We start from the raw sequence: 21,153 nt of genomic DNA on the forward strand, positions 1-21,153 counted from the left end.
TTATCGCTTTGATTCATAGCCAAAAGCTATAGATTCTGCTATATTAATCTAGTAGCAAAGGGTTCAAGAGTTTTAGTAAAACTCTTTTGGAGGAGAAATTAGTCATGAATTTAGATCATTTAAGATATTTCGTTGCACTTTCGAGCACGGAAAATTATACCCAAACGGCGAAAATGTTACATATTACACAACCGAGTTTGACTAAAGCAATCCACTCTTTGGAGAGTGAATTATCAGTTCAGCTTTTTCAAAAAACTGGACGTGGCGTGACTCTAACACCGGCTGGACGACTGTTTGCCAACAGTGCTGCCTCCTCTTTGATCTCTTTGAACAAAAGTATTGCTCAAGTTAAAAATTTTAATCAGCAAAAAACTATTATTCGTCTAGCCTCGATTCGTACCTTGAGTATTAAATGGATTCCTGAAATTGCCCAAAGATTTCTGCAATATACCGCCAATCCTTCCGTCAACTTTCAATTCAACACTGATACTGGACTATCCCCAGACATTTTAAATGGACTACGTTCGAAGAAGTATGACGTTGCCTTTTGTTCACGATTAGACGAATACAACGATATTGATTTTTTCCCAGTTGCTGAACAAACTCTTGTCTGCATCACACCAATCAATCATCCCTTAGCCAATCGTTCAAGCGTTAACCTTAAAGAAACTTTGGCATACCCACAGGTAACTTTCTCAGAGCGAAGCGGTTTGCATTCCATTTTAGGGAAACTATTTGACGATGTCGGTGGAAAGCCCATCAGCGCATATTCTGTTGAAGAGGACCAGACTATTGCTGGATTGGTTGCCAATAATTTTGGGATTGCTGTGGTTCCTAATATGTCTATTTTGCAGACTTTACCAGTTAAAATCATTCCATTGTCATACCCTAAATGGCATCGAATCTTGTATATGGCCACGTTGAAGCAAAATCAATTTCAACCGGAGACGGATAACTTTGTAAAATTTGTTAGGGAGCAGAGCGAACAAATAACAATTAATAATATTTAAAGTACCTTGCACTGCAAAATGTATCGTAAAAAAAGAAGCTGAAAACTTTTTGTTTTCAGCTTCTTCTTACTTTAATTTCAAATCATTTAAATCATTTCTCAAATTATTGATGGGGATTTGACCTGGAGCTGAAGCTGCTCCGACTGTAGCAAATGTTACCGCTGAGCCAAATACCTCACCTGAAATTCTAGTTACCTTGCCTAAATCTCCCATCGACATGGTAATGATCGGAGTGGCCAATTTATTTTGGACGTTGTTGGTTGCCTCTAATAACGTCAAAACGTCGTCAGCCGTTTCTGGCATCACTGCCATTTTAGCGACATCGGCACCCATCTCTGACATCTTCGTCAATCGATTTTCGATATCGATCTTGTCCGGAGTCTTTTCAAAGTCATGGTTACTCATAATGGAAACTATACCCTGTTCTTTTGCGGCCACTAGCAGCGACAATACCGAGTTTGACTCGTGATAGAGTTCGATATCGACACCATCAGTTTGTCCAAAGGCAATAATATTGTGGCAGATCTCGAAATATTTCTCATCGCTTAATTCAAGTTCTCCACCTTCACCATGAGTCCGAAAAGTCGTCAATAAGGGCACATTTAAGGTCGATCTGAGTTTTTCAGCGATAGCTTTTAATTTGTCAGCATCAGTCACGTCATTGAAAAAATCGATTCTCCATTCAACCAGATCAGGTTTTTCAAGAATAATTTTTTCAGCCTGTTGAATGACCTCGTCACTGGTCTTACCCGTGATTGGTACAGCAATCTTAGGTATGCCAGTTCCTAATTGGATGTTTCCAAATTGTACAGCTTTTGTTTGACTCACGATGATTCCTTCTTCCTACTTGTCTTCAGAGAACAACAACTCTCGAATGTATTCAACCGGCATTTCCTTGCCTGTCCACAACTTGAAGGCTTCCGCACCTTGTTCAAGCATCATTCCTAAACCATTGAAGACGTGCTTTACACCAGCCTGTTGAGCAACTTTCATCAACTTAGTCGTTCTTGGAGCATAGACTGTATCAAACACGATCATTTCGGGTCTGAACCAATTTGGATCTTCAACTAAAGTCATATCTTCTAATGGTTTCATGCCTACGCCAGTAGAGTCACAGTAAATGTATGAATTAGCAATTTCATTTTTGAAATCCGTCTTGTCTTCGATTGAATGTAAGGTAGCGTGACAGTCAGTTTTTTCATTGATAATGTCGACATTGCGTTTGGCATTTTCCCATGAAGGATCCTTGGCGTTAAAAATCGATATCTCTTTAACTCCATCGAGAGCTGCTTGAATAGCAATTGCTGTTCCTGCTCCGCCAGCTCCAGCGAGCGTCATTTTTTCGCCACGAATATTTAATCCCTCGTCATCAAGTGACTTCATAAAGCCAGTTCCATCAGTAGTATAGCCAGTTAAAATACCGTTGTCGTTAACGATAGTGTTGACGGCCCCGACCATTTTGGCAGCTGGGTCCAATTTATCCAACAATGGGATAACCTTTTGCTTATTCGGCATCGAGATATTTGATCCACGCATATCCAAGGTCCTGATTGCATCGATAGCTTTCGGCAATCGGTCATTGTCGACGTCAAATGCTAAATAGGCATAATTCAAACCTAATTTTGCAAAAGCATTATTGTGCATAGTTGGCGACATCGAATGGCGGATGGGATAAGCCATCAAGCCAATTAATATCGTATGTCCATCAATTCGTTCTGTCATTTTATCCGCTCCTAATTTATATTACGTAAAAATGTTAACATTACATTTTTGTTTAGTTAATAACCTGATATTGATTAATTAATAGAATGTCTCTATCATTTAAATAGAGGTATTTAATATGAATATCAAACACTTAGTTTATTTTCGAGAATTAGCTCACACGCAGCACATGTCGCAAGCTGCTGAAAACTTAGGCATTTCACAGCCGACACTCAGTTATTCAATTGATAACTTGGAAAAGCAATTGGGCGTGCCACTATTTGAACATGAAGGTCGCAACATTAAATTGTCGCGTTTTGGAGAAATCTATCTAAAGTTCGTTACTCGCGGATTGGATGAGATCCAACGTGGCGATGCCATTTTGGAGCAATTATTAAATGTCAACGAAGGAAATATCCGCATGGGTTTCACCTATACGTTAGGTCAGAAGCTGATTCCAGAAACATTGTCAGCGTTCCAGAAAAAAGCTGACACCGAAAATATTTCGTTTGAATTATTCCAAGGCAATACTAACGAATTACTAGATAGCCTCTTGAAGGAAAAATTTGATTTCGTGCTGTCCTCAAAAATTGACGAGCTCAACGGCGTTCCCATCAAAAACAAGTTGAACTTTTTACCGATCATCCAACAAGAGATCATGTTAGCCGTTCCCGCTGATCATCCTTTAGCTCAACAAGATAGCGTTGAATTAAAAGATATCGCTGATGAGCCATTGATAGCTTTCGCAAAAACTGATCACATGCGAACTTTGATCGACGAGATTTTTACAAACGCCGGTATCGTCCCCAACATCAAATATGAAGTTGAAGAAGATCACACGTTAACTGGTTTCGTGCAATTCCATCAAGGAATCGCCCTGGTTCCCAATTTGCCACAACTTGACCAAACTAAAGTTAAATTGTTGCACATCAAAAACAATCAAGTCGTCCATCAAATATACATGGTCTTAAAAAACAATCGTTTCCTAACGCCATCAGTTTCCAGATTTCAAAACTTTTTGACTGACTTCTGCAAGCAAAATTACAAACATCAACATAAATTACTTTAGACTAGGTGCATGCCTAGTCTTTTTCTATCGCTAATTGACGGCGATTGAAAAAGACGATTAATCCACAGATTGCACCGATCAAGGCAATAAAGCAGTCAAAGATCATGATGCTTTGGACACCAAATTTATACAAGTATCCAGTGATGACTGGAATGGTAAACGATGAAATGGCTCCAGCTGTGTAATAAATCCCTGTGATAGTTCCCTTTTTGGTTGGGAACAATTCACTCATGATCACTAATCCAACTTGCATGACTCCTCCGGCAGCTGACATACCAATAACAAATGAGGAAATGAAGATCGTTGTTTGATTCAGAATAAACGTCATTGCTAATAACGCTAATAACGAAATGATGGTGCTGACCATCATTACGTAGACCGATTTGATCCGACGGCTAGTTAAAATTGTGATCAAAACAACGCCCGTCAAAGATCCGATACTGTAGACGCTGACTAAAAATCTAGCGTTAGCCATGCCCAATTTTAATACTTCCTGACCATACTTTGTGAGCCATTGACTGACTAAGTAAAAAGTCGACATTGAGATATAACCGTAAATTGTCAGTGTGACTGCGTTAACTTTTCCCAGAAAAGTCATCTTTGGATGAGACTCGGCGATAATTTTTTGTTGAGCAGTCAATTGTTTTGGAAATTCTAGTTTGGAAATAAAGAAGAAATTGACGAATAAGATCACGGCACAGAGAATGAAGTTTACACCATACCAGATATGATTGGTTTCGACGACGGTAACCAAAATTGGCAACAGCAATTCCCCAGCCGAAATAAAGGCCTTAATAAAAACGTTGGCTGAAGCTGCTCGGGTTGGGAACAACTCCATCAAAGCTGGATACGTACCTGAATCTAAAAATGAATTAGCCATTCCGGCTAAAATTCCGCAAAAATAAGCTACATAAACGTTAGAACTGACAATTATTCCTAAGAAAAACGGAATATAAGTCCAGATCCCCAATTTAATAAATATCTTTCGACCGAATCGATCCGACAATCGTCCCGAAAAATACAAGACTATCAAGCGCCCGATTCCTAATGAAGAAATTACCATTGAAACTCTGGCAACTGAAACGTCCCATTGTTGCCCTAATGGGACCATATTCTGCGCCAAAATGACAATCGCCATTCCATGGACAAAGTAGTTCAAATAAAGATGAAACCCCAACCTCATCTTTTGCTTTGTGTCCATAAGATCCCCCCTGAAATTAAAAATATGATTAAAACGTTCTTATTAAATTAACGCAATATTAATCAATAATCAACGGCTTACTGAAAAATGTAGTACTAATGAAATAATTACTTCAATCAAAAATTATTTCAAAAAACAATGAAAAATCAGTGTTTCTCCTTGGTGTAGCAAGCTAACAATCACGTATAATTTTGCTAAATCGTCAAGGAGAATACCTCATGTACAAAATTTTTTCATTAATCATGGCAACCCTATTATTGATTCCACTCAGTGCTTGTAGCTTAATTTCTAATAATTCCAAAAACGATGTTGAGCAACATCAAAAGTTCAGTCAGCATCAATTGGATAAAAATGATCGAGTCTGGAATCAAAAGCTCAAGGATGCCAAAATCGAAACTACTTCTTACGGTGCTTCCGTGCAGTATTCGATGATCCCGACCTCCATTGCCGAACTCAAGCAATACAATAAAACTCTGGTCAAAGGGACGGTCTTTAATCTCCAACAGATGACGGGCTGCAAAGATGAAGCCTATACCAAAGTTAGTCTTTTTGTAGATGAAGTCATTCGTGGCAACAAGTCGATCCAGAACACGATCATCAGTTTCAATTTAAACAGTGGCTTTATCGACCATCCCAAACAATCTGAATACGACTACATCAAAAAAACTGAAGTCCCGATGCCGGCAATTGGATCTCAATTGATCACCGGTCTATCAAAAAGAAACATCAACCAGATCAGCGATGCCAAAATCAAAAATTTTTTCCAGACGAATCAAGTCGCTAATTTCAATTCCTATAGTTTGAATGACCCCGTGAACAGTCTATGGATCAAAAATCATGGCGATTCCAAATTCCATCTCAACAATCCCCTTTTAAATAAACGTTCTAAAGACGATTGGTATGCCAATAAACTTCTAAAACTAACGGATAAACTGAACCAAATTGAAAACTGAGCGATTGACCTCTTATTGAATGAAACTGAGATTCCAGTATAATGTTTACAGTATTTGTTTCTATATTATGGAGGTATCTCCGGTTGTTAAAAAAATTTCACCAGCTGGTCAACAAACGTCTTGGCTTTATGAGTTTGTTAGTCCTAATGCTCTGGATCAAAACAGTTATCGCCTATTACTTCGACTTTTCACTAGGCATGACCGACCCTTTGCAACACTTTATCGCTATATTTAATCCATTAGGCTTTTCGGTTGTTTTACTCAGTTTGGCGCTTTATCTGAATAAACCGAAGCCTTCATATATCTTGATGATAATCTTTTATATCATCCCTAGTTTGTTGCTGTACGCTAACGTGCTCTATTTTAGAGAATTCACCAACTTCATTTCTTTTTCCACCATCACTGGCGTCTCGGCAGTTTCCAAAGGATTAGGTAACAGTACGATGTCAGTCATGACTGGACATGATATCATCTATTTTCTAGATTTGATCATCTTGTTGGTCATGTTTGCGACTAAATACGTTCAGATCGACCGTCGACCTTTTAGAAAATTGAATGCGTTAGCAACCACGATGTTGGGTGCAATGATTTTTACGTTAAATATGATGATTGCCGAATGCAATCGGCCACAGCTACTCGGACGGACTTTTGACCAAACTTATGTGGTCAAGTACTTAGGCGTCCCCACATTCACGATCTATGATGCGATTCAAACGACTCATTCTGATCAAGTCAAATCCAGTGCGACCGGCTCTGATATCGATCCTGATTTAACATACATCAAACAACATTACGCAAAACCTGACCAGAAATACTTCGGCGTTGCCAAAAAGAAAAATGTCATTATTATTCATTTAGAGAGTTTCCATCAATTCTTGTTGAATATGAAAGTCAATGACCAAGAAGTCACGCCTTTTTTAAATAGTCTTTATAACGGGACCGATACGATGTCGTTCGACAACTTCTACAATCAAGTTGGTTCGGGAAAAACTATCGATGCCGAAACGATGTTAGAAACAGGCTTGTTCGGCTTCCCTTCTGGAAACTTCTTCAACCATCAAGGAATGACCAATACCTCTCAAGCTGCTCCTGCTATCTTGAGTCAAGATAAAGGTTACACTAGTGCAGTTTTCCACGGAAATGTTGGTAGTTATTATTCTCGTGACACGGTTTATAAAAATTTTGGCTACAATTACTTTTTTGATCAAAAGTATTTCAATGACCAAAATAAGGATTCGCTGACTTTTGGTCTCAAAGATAAGCTGATGCTGTCGGAGAGTGCCAAATATCTTGAACAACTGCAGCAGCCTTTTTACACGAAATTCATTACTATCACTAATCACTACAGTTTCTCATTGCCTGACTATGATAACGACGGATTTGTCACATCAGACACAGATGATAAGACGGTCAATAATTATTTCATGACTGCTCACTACTTAGATAATGCGTTGAAGGAGTTCTTTGCATATTTGAAGGCTAGCGGTTTGTACGATAATTCGCTGATTGTTTTATATGGCGACCACTACGGATTGACACCTTCACAGACGCCCGCTGCTGGAACTTTGATGGGATACACAAATGACACCTGGACCGACTTTAATGAGTCCCAGATGCAAAAGGTACCTTTCATGATCCATATGAAAGGACTCAAGGGTGGCATCAATCATCAATATGGTGGTGAAATTGATGTCTTGCCAACGCTTCTACACTTAGTTGGTATCAATTCTGAAAATTATGCCCAAGTCGGGACTGACCTGTTGTCCAAAGACCATTCGCAAATCGTGGCTCAACGCAATGGCGATTTTATTACTCCAAAATACACTGTCTTAAATAGTAAAAAAGAAGTATTCGATAATAAAACCGGTGAACAAATTGATTTAGCTGCTAATCCAGATCTTGCTGCAAACGTAAAAGATTGGAGTCAGAAGGTCAATGATCAATTGAAGACGTCCGACAACATCAACAAACTTAATTTACTGAGATTCTATACTCCACTTGGATTCAAGCCAGTTGATCCAAAACAGTATAGTTACCAAAATCAGATCGACCGCTTGGTCAAGATTCGCAAGAATCTCGGAAGTAGTTCGACTAGTTTGTATTCTAAAAACGACGACGAGTCGACGACTAGTTTATATACGACCGATGCACCCGAATTAAAAGACAATCGTGATCCAATCGATAATTTGTATTCGGCACAGAACAAATAAAAATAGAGAGTGTGACAAAACATGGTCAGAGCTCGAGCATTAACGTAAAAAACGCCCTAATTCGTATTTTGAATTAGGGCGTTTTCGTAGTTCAGCGGAGGGCTCTATGTTTTGTCGCACGTTTATGCTGCATGTCTGTAGAAAATAGCAGTTATGTCACAGCCCTATTTATTTTGGGTATGAAAAAAGCTCATGATCCAACGCATCATGAACTTAATTAATTACTATTGCAATGTTGCGTATGTATCTTCAACCCATTCGTTTGTTGATACACGGTAGTATGTGTGACCTTTGTAAGTCTTTGTTTGGTCAGTTGCCCATGGAGTACCATTTGATAGTCCACGGTTTGACTTGCTGATCGTACCATTGTCGTTGAAGGCAACTAGTGGAACAGCATAACTGTTATTGTTGTTTACGTTGATAACCTTAGTTGATTCTGAAGGAGCTTGTGTAGCATTTTGTGTTGCAGCTGAATCATATTGTGTAAGGTTGTATGTTTGGATAACGTTGTTTAATGATTCTGCATAGTTAGGAGCAGTTGCGTATCTACCTTGTAACCAAGCAGTAGCGTCTTTATAAGTTGCGGCATTTTCTTTCCATGTTCCACGGTAGTATGTTGAATCCCAGTCAACACCGTTACGTAACTTGTTACCATTGTCATTGAATGATTCTAAGTAACTTGGGTATTTTCTGAAGTTAGCATAAATTTGATACCAGCCTTGGCTAGCACTCCATTCGCTAGTTGGCATTGAAACATAGGCACCGTTATAGTCACCTTTGATACCGAACAAGTTGTTTCCTTGTGTTGCAAGGTCTGATTGACCCCAAGCACTTTCAAGAATAGCTTGAGCTAACATAACTGATGCATAAACGTTATATTTTGCAGCAGCTTGTTGAGCCATAGGTGCAGCCATGGCTAAGAAAGCTTGTTGTTGGTCGCTAGTTGCTGAAGTAGCTGATGATTGAACAACAGCACTCAAAGCGTTGTTAGCTGTTGCAGCAGATGCTGCTTGAACGTTAGCAGTAGCAGCTGTTGAATGAGCAACAGTTGTATCAGCCTTTTTAACGTTTGATCCAGCAATGATATTTGATTTATTGTCAGTGTTTGAATTATTTACAGTTTGTGTGTTTGTGGCAGTAGTTGTTTGAGCAGCTTGAGTTTGGGCTTGTGTATCTGTTGCAGCTGAGGCTACAGCAGGTGTAGCAACTGATGCAAGAGTACCAAGAACTAAAGTGCTAGTTAAAATTAACTTCTTATAAGACATTTACGGTTTTCCCCCTAAGGATTTATCTACTAGAAATAGACTACTATTAAGGCTAGTCGTATTCAATGCAACTCGGTCATTTGTAATGAGAATTAAATATTTCTGTAATCAATACAAATTATTATATCGTTAGCAAGGTAACTTTTTTAAAAAATTGAATAATTTAAAAAAATTTTGTGTTTTATCTCATTCGGCATTAAACTTTTGATATGTAAATATCGGGGGATTTTTATATGAACACAATTAGGGATTTTCGTGCCCAAAACAAAACTTTTTGGCACAGATGGTGGACGTATGCTCAAATCTTGATCATCGTGGATATTTTGATCAATTTAGCCTTTATTCCACTATTAAATTTTTTATCTGACTCCATTTTGGAATTCAACAACATTGCATATATTTCATACACCAACTTGGGAAATTTGTTTACCCATAAACCACTGGCAATGCTGGAATTATTAATATTATTGCTATTCATTATGATGATCGTCTTTATGCAGTTTTCGATCATCTTCATCAGCTTTCGAGCCATTCGGTCTGAACAGCACTTGGGTTGGCGGCAATATTTGCAGGAATTGATCAAGCAGATCTGGCCAATTCCCTTCAAGACTTTCGGCTTTTTCTTGTTATATTTTTTACTGATCTTACCTTTTGGCGGCATCGGACTATACACACCACTATTGGATAAAGTTCAAATTCCGCAATTTATTACCGATTGGCTTTTTCAAGAACATTTGGTTTTCGGAATTCTATTGATAATATTTTATGCCATCGTTTTATACATTGGAATCCGCTGGATGTTTGTCCTACCTGAAATGATTTTCGACAAAGAAGGCGCCCGCTCAGCTATTAAGCATAGTTTGCGACTCACGCGACATAAAACCTGGCATTACTTTATGTTCATTGTGATCCTAGGTGTCGTGGTGACAATCGCTACGACCGCTTTATTCCTACTCTTGATTGGAATTCAATGGCTATTAGACTTAATTCCCGCCATTGCTAAAGCGGGTGCGATCACCAATTTGACGTTAGTTCAAATCATCAATGCTGCCGGCGGTTATTATTTCACCAGTATGGTCGCCCTCTTGATGATCTCCAAACTTCCTGATTTATCGGTTCCTAACGCAATCAAAGTCAAACATCGTCATTGGCCTTGGTTTGTCGTCTTAGGAATTTCTGTCGCTGGTTTTGCTGCTTACGGCGGTCTATATTTCAACAATCTCTTACTACAAAAGCCACTGACTGTGTCACACCGTGGCGTTGATGACGGAAATGGCGTTCAAAATACCATTTCTGCCCTAAAAGCGACATCAAAAGAGAAACCAGATTATATCGAAATGGACGTTCAAGAAACTAAAGATCATCAATTTATCGTTTTGCACGATAACACTTTGAATACCTTGGCCGGGATCGATAAGGGTCCAAAAGATATGACTTTAGCTGAATTGCAGCAAGTTACCGTTTCTGAAAATGGCAAATCTGATCATCTGGCTAGTTTCGACGATTACTTGCGTGAATCTCACAAGTTAAATCAGAAATTGATTGTCGAACTTAAAAAGACGCCTTCAACTAAATCTGATTTCGTCAAGAAATTCACAACTCGTTATGAGAGCCAGCTTGAAAAAAATCATGACATGGTTCATTCGCTAGATTACGATTTTATTCAAGAAAGTCGTAAGGATATGCCAAAGGTTCCATCTAACTATATTTTGTCATTTAATTTGTCGGGAGTGCCACGGTCTCGGGCAACTGGATTCACTATGGAAGCTACCACTTTAAATGATACTTTTATTGAAGAATCTCATTTTGAGAATAAAAAGGTTTTTGCCTGGACGGTCAATGATCCAAGCACTATGGATAAAATGATGTTCATGGATGCGGACGGAATTATTACTGATAATCTTACTGAGCTTAATGATGAGATTAGTAAGAATTTTGATTCGAAGAGTTATGCAACCAGAATTTTCAATTATCTGGTTGTGTTGCAAGACCCAACTCGATAGTGAAAAAAAGAAGCAGTCATCTGCTTCTTTTTTTGTGGTTTGAGAACCGGGTCTGATTCTTGCGGTGTGAGACTCGGCTCCGGACGGTTATCGATTGCCTTTCGTCTGGCATCCTTGGTTGTTCGTTGGCGTAGCCAACAATTTAAACGGTTGCGCACGCGCCGAAGGCGACGTACGTTCCATTGCTTGTTGTAAGCCGCCGTCATCGCCGGCAAACAATCACTCCACCACTGAGCCGGGCATCGATAACCTTCCTCCGCCTAAACAGAGTTAAATCAAATTCTCTAAATATTTTGGAAATAAGGTATGCAATTTAAACTTGTGTATAGATTTGGCTAGTCATTCACTTCTTTTAATGAGAATGCTTTATTAGATCAGATAAAACCTGATTAATGCTGTTTATACAAATAAATATTCCTACTTGCCCTGATGTATAGCGGTTTGCCCGTGTTGCGTGCTGGTCTATATTGGCTATTATCTGTCATGCTTTTTATGAGGGTAATGGCGATTGATTTGGTAAAATTTATGTACTGGCCTTCAAATTTTTTTAAGGGGAACTCACTGTGGAATTCAACAAGATTTTAAAGAGCGAACGAACTAAACAAGGTTTGAGTCAATCTGATTTGGCTACTAAATTACATGTTGCTAGACAAACTATTTCTAAATGGGAAACTGGCGAAAGTTATCCAAATCTTGACGTATTACTCTCAATTAGCGAAATACTCGACATCCCTACTGATGTCTTATTAAAAGGAGAGAATAATACTGTGGCAGAAACCATCAGTAAAGCAGTTAACAAAAAAACTATCTACAAGCGTGTGGCAATTATCAGCGCCAGCATCGTTGGCGTATGTATCTTAGGGATTGCCTTTCTAACTTTCGGTCGGGCAACGCAAAATATTTGGATCGACCGTTTTAATCCTTTTTTGCCAACACGAATTGGTTATGCACAAATCGGAGAAAAACATGATATTAAAGAAAATGACCGGTTGGTGATGGATGACGCCTTTGGAAATGGCGATTATCTGAAATTTTCTACCGGCGAGACTCACGACGGATTATATTGGGCAGCTGTCCAACACAAAGGATCATATGTATCACGTGCTAAATTGATCAAATCTTCTCAACTGCCATTATTAATGAGAGATTATTCCATGGGCGACGACACCGACACCAGCTACATGAACTACATTGACTATAAAACGAATGGTCCGAGAAATAGTTGGAACCCGTTTAATTAAAAATATTTACCAGAACTTTTCATCTTCAGTTGACTATTGGTAGCGTTTCCATTGATAATTATACTTGTAAATAAATATGCCCTAATAGGAGGACTACCATGAAACAACTCAATCTTGGAGGATCAAACTGGCAAGCTTCACAAATTGCTTTTGGAGCCTGGAGAATGGATGCTTTATCTGTTGACCAAGCTGCAAAGGCAATCGATACCGCATATGACTGTGGAATTAATTTCGTCGATAACGCCGACATGTACGGCAAAGGCGAATCAGAACAACGATTTGGCGATGCTCTTAAAAAAACTAGCGTCAAACGTGAAGACTTATTTATTCAAACTAAGGCAGCAATCGTCTTAGGCGAAAAATATGACTTCTCACGCGAACACATTATGAATGCGATTGAAGGAAGCATGAAACGCTTGGGCGTAGACTATTTGGACTCATTTTTACTTCACCGTCCAGATCCATTGATGGAACCAGAAGAAGTAGCAGAGATATTTGACGACCTGCAAAAAGAAGGCAAGGTCAGACATTTTGGAGTTTCCAACTTTAATCCACAACAATTTTTACTATTACAAGAATCCTTGAACCAACGACTACTAGTAAATCAAGTCCAATTCAGCTTGATGCATACACCAATGATTGACCACGGCATCCATTCAAATATGGCTGATGACCGTTCGATCAACCGCGATGGCGAATTGATCGAGTTCTCGAGAAGAATGGATGTCACGCTTCAAGCATGGTCACCATTCCAATACGGATTTTTTGAAGGAGTCTTTATCGACAACCCTAAATTCCCAGAATTAAATCAAGAATTACAAAAAGTAACTGACAAATACGAAGTATCCAAGAACGCCATCGCAGCCGCTTGGATTCTCAGACACCCTGCCAAAATGCAAGTGATCATCGGAACGATGAATCCAAAACACATCATCGACAGCTGCCAAGCAGACGGAATCGAAATCACTCGACAAGAATGGTACGACCTGTATAAAGCTGCTGGTAACGATTTACCATAGAAAAAAGAGAGTTGAAAGTGCCCGTTTAGACTTCGAGCATTGCTCAGGATAGTGCTCACTGCGGTCTTGGCAGTTAGTACTATCCGTGGCAAGCGGAAAAGTCTGGCACTTGTAACTCGTTTCCACACAGAGAGTGGAAGCCAATTGGGAGCTTCCGAGTATTGCCTAGGATAGGACTTATTGCGATCCTGGCAATCAGTCTTATCCGTAGCAAGCGGATGAAGCTATTGGCTGTAACTCGTTTCCATCCACCCTCTCTTCTTGTCCTATAATATTCACAAAACCTTTGGAGGCACATCTTGAAATATATTAATCTCGGCGATACCAACTGGCAGGTTTCTGCTGTCGCATTTGGAACTTGGCGCATGCATAGTGGCAACAACGTTTCTCTTGACCAAGCTATGAAAGCTTTAGAAGCTGCCTATGACTGTGGCATTAATTTTATCGACAGTTCAGACGTTTACGGTCGTGGTGAATCAGAAAAACTGTTGGGACAAGCTTTGCGCAATAGTAGTATCAAACGTGAAGATGTGTTCATCCAAACTAAAGGTGGCATCATCCCTCATCAACGTTATGATTTTTCCAAAGAACATCTATTAAATGCAGTTGATGACAGCCTGCAAAGATTAGGACTAGATTATTTAGATGCTTACGTTTTACATCGACCTGATCCACTAATGGAACCCGATGAAGTGGCTGATGCGTTTGACCAAATGCAACGTGAAGGCAAAGTCAGACACTTTGGCGTTTCCAACTTTAACACGCAACAATTTTTACTATTGCAAGAATCCCTTGATCAAAAACTACTCGTCAATCAACTCGAATTCGGACTCAAACATACTGGTATGATCGACCACGGAATTCACTCAAATATGAGTGATGAACGCTCAATCGATCACGATGGCGAATTTCTCGAATTTGCTAGAAGAATGGGCGTGACGATCCAGGCCTGGTCACCATTCCAGTTAAGTAATTACGGCGGCTTATTCATCAACAATCCTGATTACCCTGAATTAAATCAGGCATTGCAAAAACTAGCCGATAAATATCAAGTTTCAAAAAATGCGATTGCTTTAGCTTGGATACTGAGACATCCTGCCAGCTTCCAAGTCTTGATTGGTTCGATGAATCCCGAGCATATCGTCGATAATGCTCAAGGTGCTGACATTCAACTGACTCGTCAAGAATGGTACGACCTTTATAAGGCTGCCGGCAATGACCTACCCTAGCCGTCTGTAGGATTGGTATTAGGAATCGTGTATCTAAATTAAGCAAAAAAATACGGCCATGTTTACCTAAACGTAAGCATGGTCGTATTTTTATTTATCCTTTTTATCTTGAGATTCTTCTTCAGAACTTGCCAACAACTTTTTACGGTCAATCTTGGAAACTTGATATGCAGTAATGGGAACGGTCAAGATCACGCCAATTGTACAGATGACCGTGGTCAAAACTTCAGCCCCAAACAATTTGTCATTGATGATATCGCCAAATTTATAATTCAACGTACTCATCAAAAAGAATAACGGGAACGTTGTGGCAAAAAAGTTGAATAGCAAAGTATTCGTTTGCGTACTCAAAATTTTATTTCCGACTGAAAAACCATCGCTGAAAACTTCTTTTGAAGTCAAAGTTGGTTTGTTAATCACGATTTCGTTCAACCCACTAGTGATTGCGACACTGGTTTCGGAAATCACTCCTAAACTATTGACGACGATCGTTGCAATCGCCAATTGTGGAAACGAAACCCCGGCAGCCAACGAGAACCCTTCAAGTTCCTCTTGGTCTTCAACCCCCATCCCTTGAGTGCTGGACCAGTACAAGATTGGGATCGTGATCAATAAAATCACTGCTGTGATTATCAGCGATGTCTTAAACGAAATGTTAGCAGTCGTAGAATTTTCGACGTTCATGTAAATTGCGACGACCAAAATTATCACCGAAATAATTGCCGTGGTGATCAAAACATTGAATCCGTCCGCAATCAGTATCAACAATGCAATAATTGCGACCACATTAATGCCTAGTCCCAGTAATAGCGAAAATCCCCGATTACCGGTAACTAACAATAATAAAATTACGAAAGCTACTAATAAATACAGCATTAGCTCGCCCTCCTTGCTACCATTTGACTGGCTATGAAGCTAGTCGTTGGTACAGTCAACACAATACCAATGGCACTGATCATCAGCTGCGTTACACCTAAACTCAAAGTCATGTCTAAGGTGTAGCCGACTGAATTTCCATTTGTCAGATACAGCATAACTAAGTTCAAATTCTCAGCAAAAACAATGAACAGCAAAATGTTGATCAGGGGGCCAACAAGTTCACGACCAATTGCCATCCCTGATTTAAATAAAGTTTTTGCATCAACATCTGGAACTTCTTGTTTCATTTCGATCAATGATGATGAAATATCCATCGTCTCATCCAAAATGACACCCAGAACACTGAAAATAACTTGCGAGATAAAGACACCAAAGTATGGTTGCAAGTCGAACTCGATCATTTCAAAATGAATCCCACTGTTTCCTGAAAGTCGCAGCAACCAAACGCTCAGCAACAATGCCACTGATGTCGCAATAAAGGTACTCATAAATGCCATTAACGCATCTTGCGTTGGTCCTAGGATAATGACTAGAGCCACCGCCGCAATCAGAATCGAGGTAATAATCGTCAAAACAACTAGCATACTAGTTTTTACTTTTATCAGCGTTTGCATAAAGGCATAAAAGATCACTAAATTGATCCCAACACTGGCAAAAAGTTTTCCACGGGTAAATTTCATGCAGAATAGTAAGATCACGACTAGTCCTATTGCAAAAACGATAATCGCATCGCGCTTAGTGCTCTGGATCGTGTAGGAATTCTTCGCCGATTTAGACACAAAAACTTGTTGATGCGGCTTGTATCGTTCGTCGGTCAATTGCGATTGAGTATAACTATTAGTTATAGTTACGGGCTTACCTTTTTGAGCTGTATTAGCAAAATGTCCCTTCACTAATTGGACGACCTGGTAGTCAGTATTCTTATATTCATCAGTACCTTTAGTTTTACTTTTTTGAGTGACTTGTTCAATCTGAACGATAGGTTTCTTGTACATAAAGGCATCAAAATAAGTTATGGTCGTCAAGACTAAGACGACTAATATTGCTGCAATTATTTGAAAACGACGCGTTTTAAAAATAGGCATTTTAGCAACCTCTCAAATTACAATTATAATAACATTATTGATTATAGGTAGATTAATAATCTGACTGAGAACTACTCATACTCGCAATTTGACTCTTTAATTATTTTTAATAATAGTTGACAATTCAACGTTTTTGAAATAACATTTTTTTATCAACTACTTAGGAGATTTTCTCATGAAAACTATTACTTCTCTTAACATTTTAAATGGTTGGCAAAGCCGATAATCAGGTTGATCCGAGATGGATATGACCTGAATAGGATCATATCCGTGTCGGCTTATTAAGTGTTGTACCTAAATACGTAATTAAGAGCCCACATGGATTTCAAGATACATGTGGGTTTTGTCATCTAAAGGCAGCCCTGTGCAAGGACTGCCTTTTTGTGTAAGGGGGAAAAATTATGAAACACGTTAAGCGTTTATACGGGACTTTAATATTCTTATTTGCATTTTTGGTATTCGCCTTCTTCTACGTTGGCCACCAACAAAATGCTTCTCAAAACAAGATTCCTAAGGTTGGAGTCTTGCAACTGCTATCTCATCCAGCCTTGGATCAGATCAACAAAGGGCTCGACGATACTTTGGCAAAAAATGGCTATAAGAATGGCAAGAACATTCAGATCATTTTTCAAAATGCTCAAGGGGACCAAAGTAACTTACGGACGATCAGTAAACAATTCGTTCAAGATAACGTCGATGTCGCTGTCGGTATCGCCACACCATCAGTTCAATCCTTGAAAAATGCGACTTCAACAATTCCAATCGTCATGGGTGCTGTTACCGATCCTAAGGGATTCGGGATCGTACCATCAAACACTCATCCCGGTGGCAATATCACCGGTGTTTCTGATCAAGCACCATTGGAAGATCAATTAAAACTTATGAAACAAATCATGCCTAACATGAAAAAATTGGGTATTATCTATACTTCTTCTGACATGTCAGCTACCACCGAAAGCAAGAAGATGAGAAAACTTGCTAAAACTGCTGGTCTAGATGTCAACGTGGTAAGTATTAGTAATATCAACGATTTGGAACAAGTCTCAACTAACTTGTCGCAAAACGTCGATGCCATTTTTGTTCCAACTGATAACACGATCGCTTCAGGTATGAAATTGTTATCGAGCGTTGCTGCAAAGCAAAACGTTCCTGTCTTCCCTGCCGCTGACACAATGGTCAAAGACGGCGGTTTAGCCACGCTTGGACTTTCACAATATGAACTTGGTCAAAAGGCCGGTGAAGATGTAGTCGCAATTTTGAAACATCACAAGAAACCTGCCGACATGCCAATCACCTTCATCAAAAAAGGTCATCTGATCATCAATGAAAAAATGGCTCAGAAACTCAACATCACATTCCCAGATTCACTAGTCAATAAAGCTCAAAAAGAAGGAAGGATAATCAAATGAATCTAATCGTATCTACTATCAGTCAAGGTCTCATTTGGGCCGTAATGGCAATTGGTTTATTCATTACTTTCAGAATTTTAGACTTCCCTGATATGACGGTTGAAGGAAGTTTTCCATTGGGTGCTGTCACAACGGTCATGTTTATCCAAAATGGCATGAATCCAGAACTCGCTATGTTGATTGCCTTTGTATTCGGATGTTTAGCCGGTTTTGCGACAGCCTTCATGTACGCAAAAATGAACATCCCAATCCTTTTAGCCGGAATTCTTTCAATGACTGGTCTTTACTCAGTCAACTTGAGAATTCTTGGTAAAGCCAACATGTCGTTAACTAAACCAGATAATGTTTTTAACCAATTTGGCTTAGATAAATTGCCAACGAACTTTAACGGAATTTTTCTAGGGATTATCATTTTAGCTATCATCACCTTCCTATTAACTGTCTTTTTAAATACTGAAAAAGGCCAGGCAGTCATCGCTACTGGTGATAACGAAACTATGGCCGCATCAATGGGTATCAACACTACCGTCATGAAATTTATCGGTTTGATGGTTTCAAACGGAATCGTCGCTTTAACTGGTGGCTTGATTGCCCAACAAAACGGATTTGCCGACGTTAACATGGGTATTGGATCCATCGTTATCGGACTTTCTGCCATCATTATCGGTGAAGTTATTTACCCTGATGTTCCATTAAGCATCCGTTTGATCACAGTTATCATCGGTAGTATCGTCTACCGTTTGATTTTGATGATCGTGCTCCAATTAGGTTTCAACACCAACGACTTGAAGCTGATCTCAGCTATTATCTTGGCACTCTGCTTGGCACTTCCAAGCATCCGAGCCGAATTTTTCAAACTCTTTAGAAATGGGGTAAAAACGAAATGAAACCAATCATGGAATTAGATGACGTTGAAAAAACAATTTATAACGACAACGAGTCTTTAAACATTTTAGACGGCATCAATTTAAAAATTTATCCCCAAGATTTCATCGTTGTCTTAGGAACTAACGGTGCTGGTAAGTCGACCTTACTGGACGCCATCACAGGAGCTAACCGGATCACTTCTGGAAAGATCATCCTAAACGACAAAGATATCACTACCGAAAATTTGGCAAAACGTGCTCAATTTATCAGTCGTGTTTACCAGGATCCAAAATTAGGAACATCTCCTAGAATGACCGTTGCTGAAAATCTCTTGTTAGCTGAACGTCGTGGTTTACCTAGACGTATGCGTTCAAGACGTTTAAAAGAACACATGCCTAAGTTTGAAAAATTTATCTCAACTATGCCAACTTTGGACAATCGTCTAAACACTTTTACGGAAAAATTATCAGGTGGTCAAAGACAAACGTTGAGTTTCTTGATGGCAATCATTCAAAAACCGGAATTGTTATTGTTAGATGAACATACAGCTGCCCTTGATCCGCAAACTAGTGCCGACTTAATGGAAGCAACTGATCGAACAATCAAGGAACAAAAGTTGACCAGTCTAATGGTCACGCATAATTTGACCGAAGCTGTAAAATATGGCAATCGCTTAATCGTCTTGAAAAAAGGTAAGATCATCTTAGATCTGAATACCGAAGAAAAAGCTAAATTAAAAGAAGAAGACTTGTTAGAGTACTTCTAAAATAACTAAAGCTAGTTCCCAAACGGAACTAGCTTTTTTAGTGCAATCAAAAATTTTTTGCGTAATCTAATCTGAACTCAATAATTGATAATTGACGGATTTTTAGTGATTGGTCGTGTTCTTGTTTCTCAGGAGAAACAAACGTGCTATAGTCTGTTTAATTAGATTGGTTGAGTAATCTGACATTGGATGTATACATCATTATGATCAACCAAGAAGCTATTGAATCTGTTATTAATAGAATCAAAAGAAAAAAATATACTTGGAAAATGAGTCAACGCGTTGAAAATTTAAACACTTTATCAAAATTGAAATTAACGCAACAGGAAGTATTCAATTATATTTTTGACGTCCTGACTTGGACTGACTATATCTCTGGACCTGAAATGGATAGACACTACCCTCCAATTCCAGGAGAAGTATGGATTTTTGGTTTAGAAATAAATCATGTTAATACCTACTTAAAATTTCAAGATAGAACTGACGGAATCATATTCTGGATTTCTATTCACGAAGCACGCTTTCCACTGCATTATTATTTCTCAGAACAAGATATATGACAAAGAAGGTACACAACATGGCAACTAAAAAATCTTTTTATAATCTCGAAACTGAACGAGTTTCTGAATATACTGAAAAATTCATTTTAAGCGATGTCCAGGTCGGCAATGTCACTGGTCTCAAAGTCATGCACCACTATTGGCAAGATTCTGATGGTGAATTTTGGGGTGACTTCGATAACCCAATGGAAAATGTTTTAGCCGACTTCGCTGCCTACCGTAAATATCTGCACTTTCTAACTCCTGAAGAGATTTCTAAAATTATTAAGCCGTTAAATATTGACCTGCGCAGTTTGGCAAATTTCCTTGGAATTAGTGCTTCAACGATTTCTTCAATATCAACTAATAATCGAGCTCAAGACAAATATCAAGATAATCTTTTTCGATCATTGCATGAACGAATTCAAACTGACGGAATTGATGCAACCAAAAAATATATTGAACAAGTCAATAACCGACAAATCGACACAAATTTGAACGGGTCTGAAATTAAAGATATCCGCCACAAACTCAATTTGACCGTGAGAGAATTCTCAAAGCAATTAGGTATCGGTAGCTCTCAACTGTCGCAAATCGAAAACAATCTTCGTGAACCAACAACTTATCAAAAAACTTTGTTTTGCTGGAAGCAATGGCAATTAAAACATGACTTCCACAGTAAGAATCAAGAAGTTTCAGATTGATCA

General features: G+C 38.9%; 19 protein-coding genes. 13 read left to right on the plus strand and 6 right to left on the minus strand.

All coding sequences use genetic code 11. From position 1 onward, the window contains the following. The first annotated feature begins 104 nt into the window (after positions 1 to 104). The gene (locus tag LKF16_RS06580; protein WP_291469841.1) at positions 105 to 1,010 is read left to right on the plus strand and encodes a LysR family transcriptional regulator; all 906 of its coding nucleotides are present in this window, start codon (positions 105 to 107) and stop codon (positions 1,008 to 1,010) included. Positions 1,011 to 1,076: 66 nt separating this feature from the next. Here the strand turns inward: LKF16_RS06580 and aroD are convergent, their stop codons facing one another. After that, positions 1,077 to 1,838 (minus strand): type I 3-dehydroquinate dehydratase, encoded by a 762-nt coding sequence (aroD, locus tag LKF16_RS06585; RefSeq protein WP_434735162.1) that lies wholly within the window; start codon positions 1,836 to 1,838, stop codon positions 1,077 to 1,079. A gap of 15 nt (positions 1,839 to 1,853) precedes the next feature. Next, positions 1,854 to 2,732 (minus strand): shikimate dehydrogenase, encoded by an 879-nt coding sequence (locus LKF16_RS06590; RefSeq protein WP_291469842.1) that lies wholly within the window; start codon positions 2,730 to 2,732, stop codon positions 1,854 to 1,856. A gap of 118 nt (positions 2,733 to 2,850) precedes the next feature. Between LKF16_RS06590 and LKF16_RS06595 the strand changes: the two genes are divergently transcribed. Continuing rightward, positions 2,851 to 3,780, plus strand: coding sequence for a LysR family transcriptional regulator (locus tag LKF16_RS06595; protein WP_291469844.1), 930 nt, complete (start codon positions 2,851 to 2,853; stop codon positions 3,778 to 3,780). 13 nt (positions 3,781 to 3,793) lie between these two features. Here LKF16_RS06595 and LKF16_RS06600 read toward each other — a convergent pair whose 3' ends face one another. Beyond that, positions 3,794 to 4,981, minus strand: a complete 1,188-nt coding sequence (locus LKF16_RS06600) for an MFS transporter (protein WP_291469845.1) — start codon at positions 4,979 to 4,981, stop codon at positions 3,794 to 3,796. A gap of 218 nt (positions 4,982 to 5,199) precedes the next feature. On the opposite strand from LKF16_RS06600, the gene LKF16_RS06605 reads away from it, so the two are divergent. Then, positions 5,200 to 5,934 carry a hypothetical protein gene (locus tag LKF16_RS06605; protein ID WP_291469847.1) on the plus strand — a complete coding sequence of 245 codons (735 nt, stop codon included), beginning with the start codon at positions 5,200 to 5,202 and terminating at the stop codon, positions 5,932 to 5,934. Between the two features lie 83 nt (positions 5,935 to 6,017). After that, positions 6,018 to 8,144: an LTA synthase family protein gene (locus tag LKF16_RS06610; protein ID WP_291469849.1), complete on the plus strand. Its 2,127-nt coding sequence runs from the start codon at positions 6,018 to 6,020 to the stop codon at positions 8,142 to 8,144. A 224-nt stretch (positions 8,145 to 8,368) separates the two neighbouring features. On the opposite strand, the gene LKF16_RS06615 is transcribed toward LKF16_RS06610, so the two are convergent. Beyond that, positions 8,369 to 9,409 carry a glycoside hydrolase family 73 protein gene (locus tag LKF16_RS06615; protein WP_291469850.1) on the minus strand — a complete coding sequence of 347 codons (1,041 nt, stop codon included), beginning with the start codon at positions 9,407 to 9,409 and terminating at the stop codon, positions 8,369 to 8,371. A 233-nt stretch (positions 9,410 to 9,642) separates the two neighbouring features. Here LKF16_RS06615 and LKF16_RS06620 point away from each other — a divergent pair, with 233 nt between their 5' ends. The 4 genes from LKF16_RS06620 to LKF16_RS06635 all read left to right on the plus strand — a co-directional run bounded on the left by LKF16_RS06620 (position 9,643) and on the right by LKF16_RS06635 (position 14,901). After that, on the plus strand, positions 9,643 to 11,412 hold the full coding sequence (locus LKF16_RS06620) for a glycerophosphodiester phosphodiesterase (RefSeq protein WP_291469852.1): 1,770 nt from the start codon (positions 9,643 to 9,645) through the stop codon (positions 11,410 to 11,412). A 563-nt stretch (positions 11,413 to 11,975) separates the two neighbouring features. Then, on the plus strand, positions 11,976 to 12,653 hold the full coding sequence (locus tag LKF16_RS06625; RefSeq protein WP_291469854.1) for a helix-turn-helix domain-containing protein: 678 nt from the start codon (positions 11,976 to 11,978) through the stop codon (positions 12,651 to 12,653). Positions 12,654 to 12,751: 98 nt separating this feature from the next. Next, complete coding sequence (locus tag LKF16_RS06630; protein WP_291469856.1) at positions 12,752 to 13,672, plus strand: aldo/keto reductase; 921 nt, start codon at positions 12,752 to 12,754, stop codon at positions 13,670 to 13,672. A 299-nt stretch (positions 13,673 to 13,971) separates the two neighbouring features. Further along, positions 13,972 to 14,901 carry an aldo/keto reductase gene (locus LKF16_RS06635; RefSeq protein WP_291469857.1) on the plus strand — a complete coding sequence of 310 codons (930 nt, stop codon included), beginning with the start codon at positions 13,972 to 13,974 and terminating at the stop codon, positions 14,899 to 14,901. Positions 14,902 to 14,991: 90 nt separating this feature from the next. Here LKF16_RS06635 and LKF16_RS06640 read toward each other — a convergent pair whose 3' ends face one another. Both LKF16_RS06640 and LKF16_RS06645 read right to left on the minus strand, forming a co-directional pair. Beyond that, a complete protein-coding gene (locus LKF16_RS06640) occupies positions 14,992 to 15,777 on the minus strand; it encodes a YibE/F family protein (RefSeq protein ID WP_291469859.1) in 786 nt (261 codons plus the stop codon). Beyond that, positions 15,777 to 16,865 (minus strand): YibE/F family protein, encoded by a 1,089-nt coding sequence (locus tag LKF16_RS06645; protein WP_291469861.1) that lies wholly within the window; start codon positions 16,863 to 16,865, stop codon positions 15,777 to 15,779. Before LKF16_RS06645 ends, LKF16_RS06640 begins: the two co-directional genes overlap by 1 nt. Before the next feature lie 401 nt (positions 16,866 to 17,266). Here LKF16_RS06645 and trpX point away from each other — a divergent pair, with 401 nt between their 5' ends. The 5 genes from trpX to LKF16_RS06670 all read left to right on the plus strand — a co-directional run bounded on the left by trpX (position 17,267) and on the right by LKF16_RS06670 (position 21,150). Next, the gene (gene trpX / locus LKF16_RS06650; protein ID WP_291469863.1) at positions 17,267 to 18,274 is read left to right on the plus strand and encodes a tryptophan ABC transporter substrate-binding protein; all 1,008 of its coding nucleotides are present in this window, start codon (positions 17,267 to 17,269) and stop codon (positions 18,272 to 18,274) included. Then, a complete protein-coding gene (locus LKF16_RS06655; protein ID WP_291469865.1) occupies positions 18,271 to 19,161 on the plus strand; it encodes an ABC transporter permease in 891 nt (296 codons plus the stop codon). Before trpX ends, LKF16_RS06655 begins: the two co-directional genes overlap by 4 nt. Beyond that, positions 19,158 to 19,907: an ABC transporter ATP-binding protein gene (locus tag LKF16_RS06660; protein ID WP_291469867.1), complete on the plus strand. Its 750-nt coding sequence runs from the start codon at positions 19,158 to 19,160 to the stop codon at positions 19,905 to 19,907. Before LKF16_RS06655 ends, LKF16_RS06660 begins: the two co-directional genes overlap by 4 nt. A 203-nt stretch (positions 19,908 to 20,110) precedes the next feature. Continuing rightward, the gene (locus LKF16_RS06665; protein WP_291469869.1) at positions 20,111 to 20,467 is read left to right on the plus strand and encodes a hypothetical protein; all 357 of its coding nucleotides are present in this window, start codon (positions 20,111 to 20,113) and stop codon (positions 20,465 to 20,467) included. A 17-nt stretch (positions 20,468 to 20,484) separates the two neighbouring features. Then, positions 20,485 to 21,150, plus strand: coding sequence for a helix-turn-helix domain-containing protein (locus tag LKF16_RS06670; RefSeq protein ID WP_291469871.1), 666 nt, complete (start codon positions 20,485 to 20,487; stop codon positions 21,148 to 21,150). Positions 21,151 to 21,153: the final 3 nt, after the last annotated feature.

It is taken from the genome of Companilactobacillus sp. (assembly GCF_022484265.1).
GTDB lineage: Bacteria > Bacillota > Bacilli > Lactobacillales > Lactobacillaceae > Companilactobacillus.

Coding starts and splice junctions, on each gene's coding strand:
- LKF16_RS06580 (WP_291469841.1), top strand. CDS start 105: ATGAATTTAGATCATTTAAGATATTTCGTTGCACTTTCGAGCACGGAA.
- LKF16_RS06590 (WP_291469842.1), bottom strand. CDS start 2,732: ATGACAGAACGAATTGATGGACATACGATATTAATTGGCTTGATGGCT.
- LKF16_RS06595 (WP_291469844.1), top strand. CDS start 2,851: ATGAATATCAAACACTTAGTTTATTTTCGAGAATTAGCTCACACGCAG.
- LKF16_RS06600 (WP_291469845.1), bottom strand. CDS start 4,981: ATGGACACAAAGCAAAAGATGAGGTTGGGGTTTCATCTTTATTTGAAC.
- LKF16_RS06605 (WP_291469847.1), top strand. CDS start 5,200: ATGTACAAAATTTTTTCATTAATCATGGCAACCCTATTATTGATTCCA.
- LKF16_RS06615 (WP_291469850.1), bottom strand. CDS start 9,409: ATGTCTTATAAGAAGTTAATTTTAACTAGCACTTTAGTTCTTGGTACT.
- LKF16_RS06620 (WP_291469852.1), top strand. CDS start 9,643: ATGAACACAATTAGGGATTTTCGTGCCCAAAACAAAACTTTTTGGCAC.
- LKF16_RS06630 (WP_291469856.1), top strand. CDS start 12,752: ATGAAACAACTCAATCTTGGAGGATCAAACTGGCAAGCTTCACAAATT.
- LKF16_RS06640 (WP_291469859.1), bottom strand. CDS start 15,777: ATGCTGTATTTATTAGTAGCTTTCGTAATTTTATTATTGTTAGTTACC.
- LKF16_RS06645 (WP_291469861.1), bottom strand. CDS start 16,865: ATGCCTATTTTTAAAACGCGTCGTTTTCAAATAATTGCAGCAATATTA.
- trpX (WP_291469863.1), top strand. CDS start 17,267: ATGAAACACGTTAAGCGTTTATACGGGACTTTAATATTCTTATTTGCA.
- LKF16_RS06655 (WP_291469865.1), top strand. CDS start 18,271: ATGAATCTAATCGTATCTACTATCAGTCAAGGTCTCATTTGGGCCGTA.
- LKF16_RS06660 (WP_291469867.1), top strand. CDS start 19,158: ATGAAACCAATCATGGAATTAGATGACGTTGAAAAAACAATTTATAAC.
- LKF16_RS06665 (WP_291469869.1), top strand. CDS start 20,111: ATGATCAACCAAGAAGCTATTGAATCTGTTATTAATAGAATCAAAAGA.
- LKF16_RS06670 (WP_291469871.1), top strand. CDS start 20,485: ATGGCAACTAAAAAATCTTTTTATAATCTCGAAACTGAACGAGTTTCT.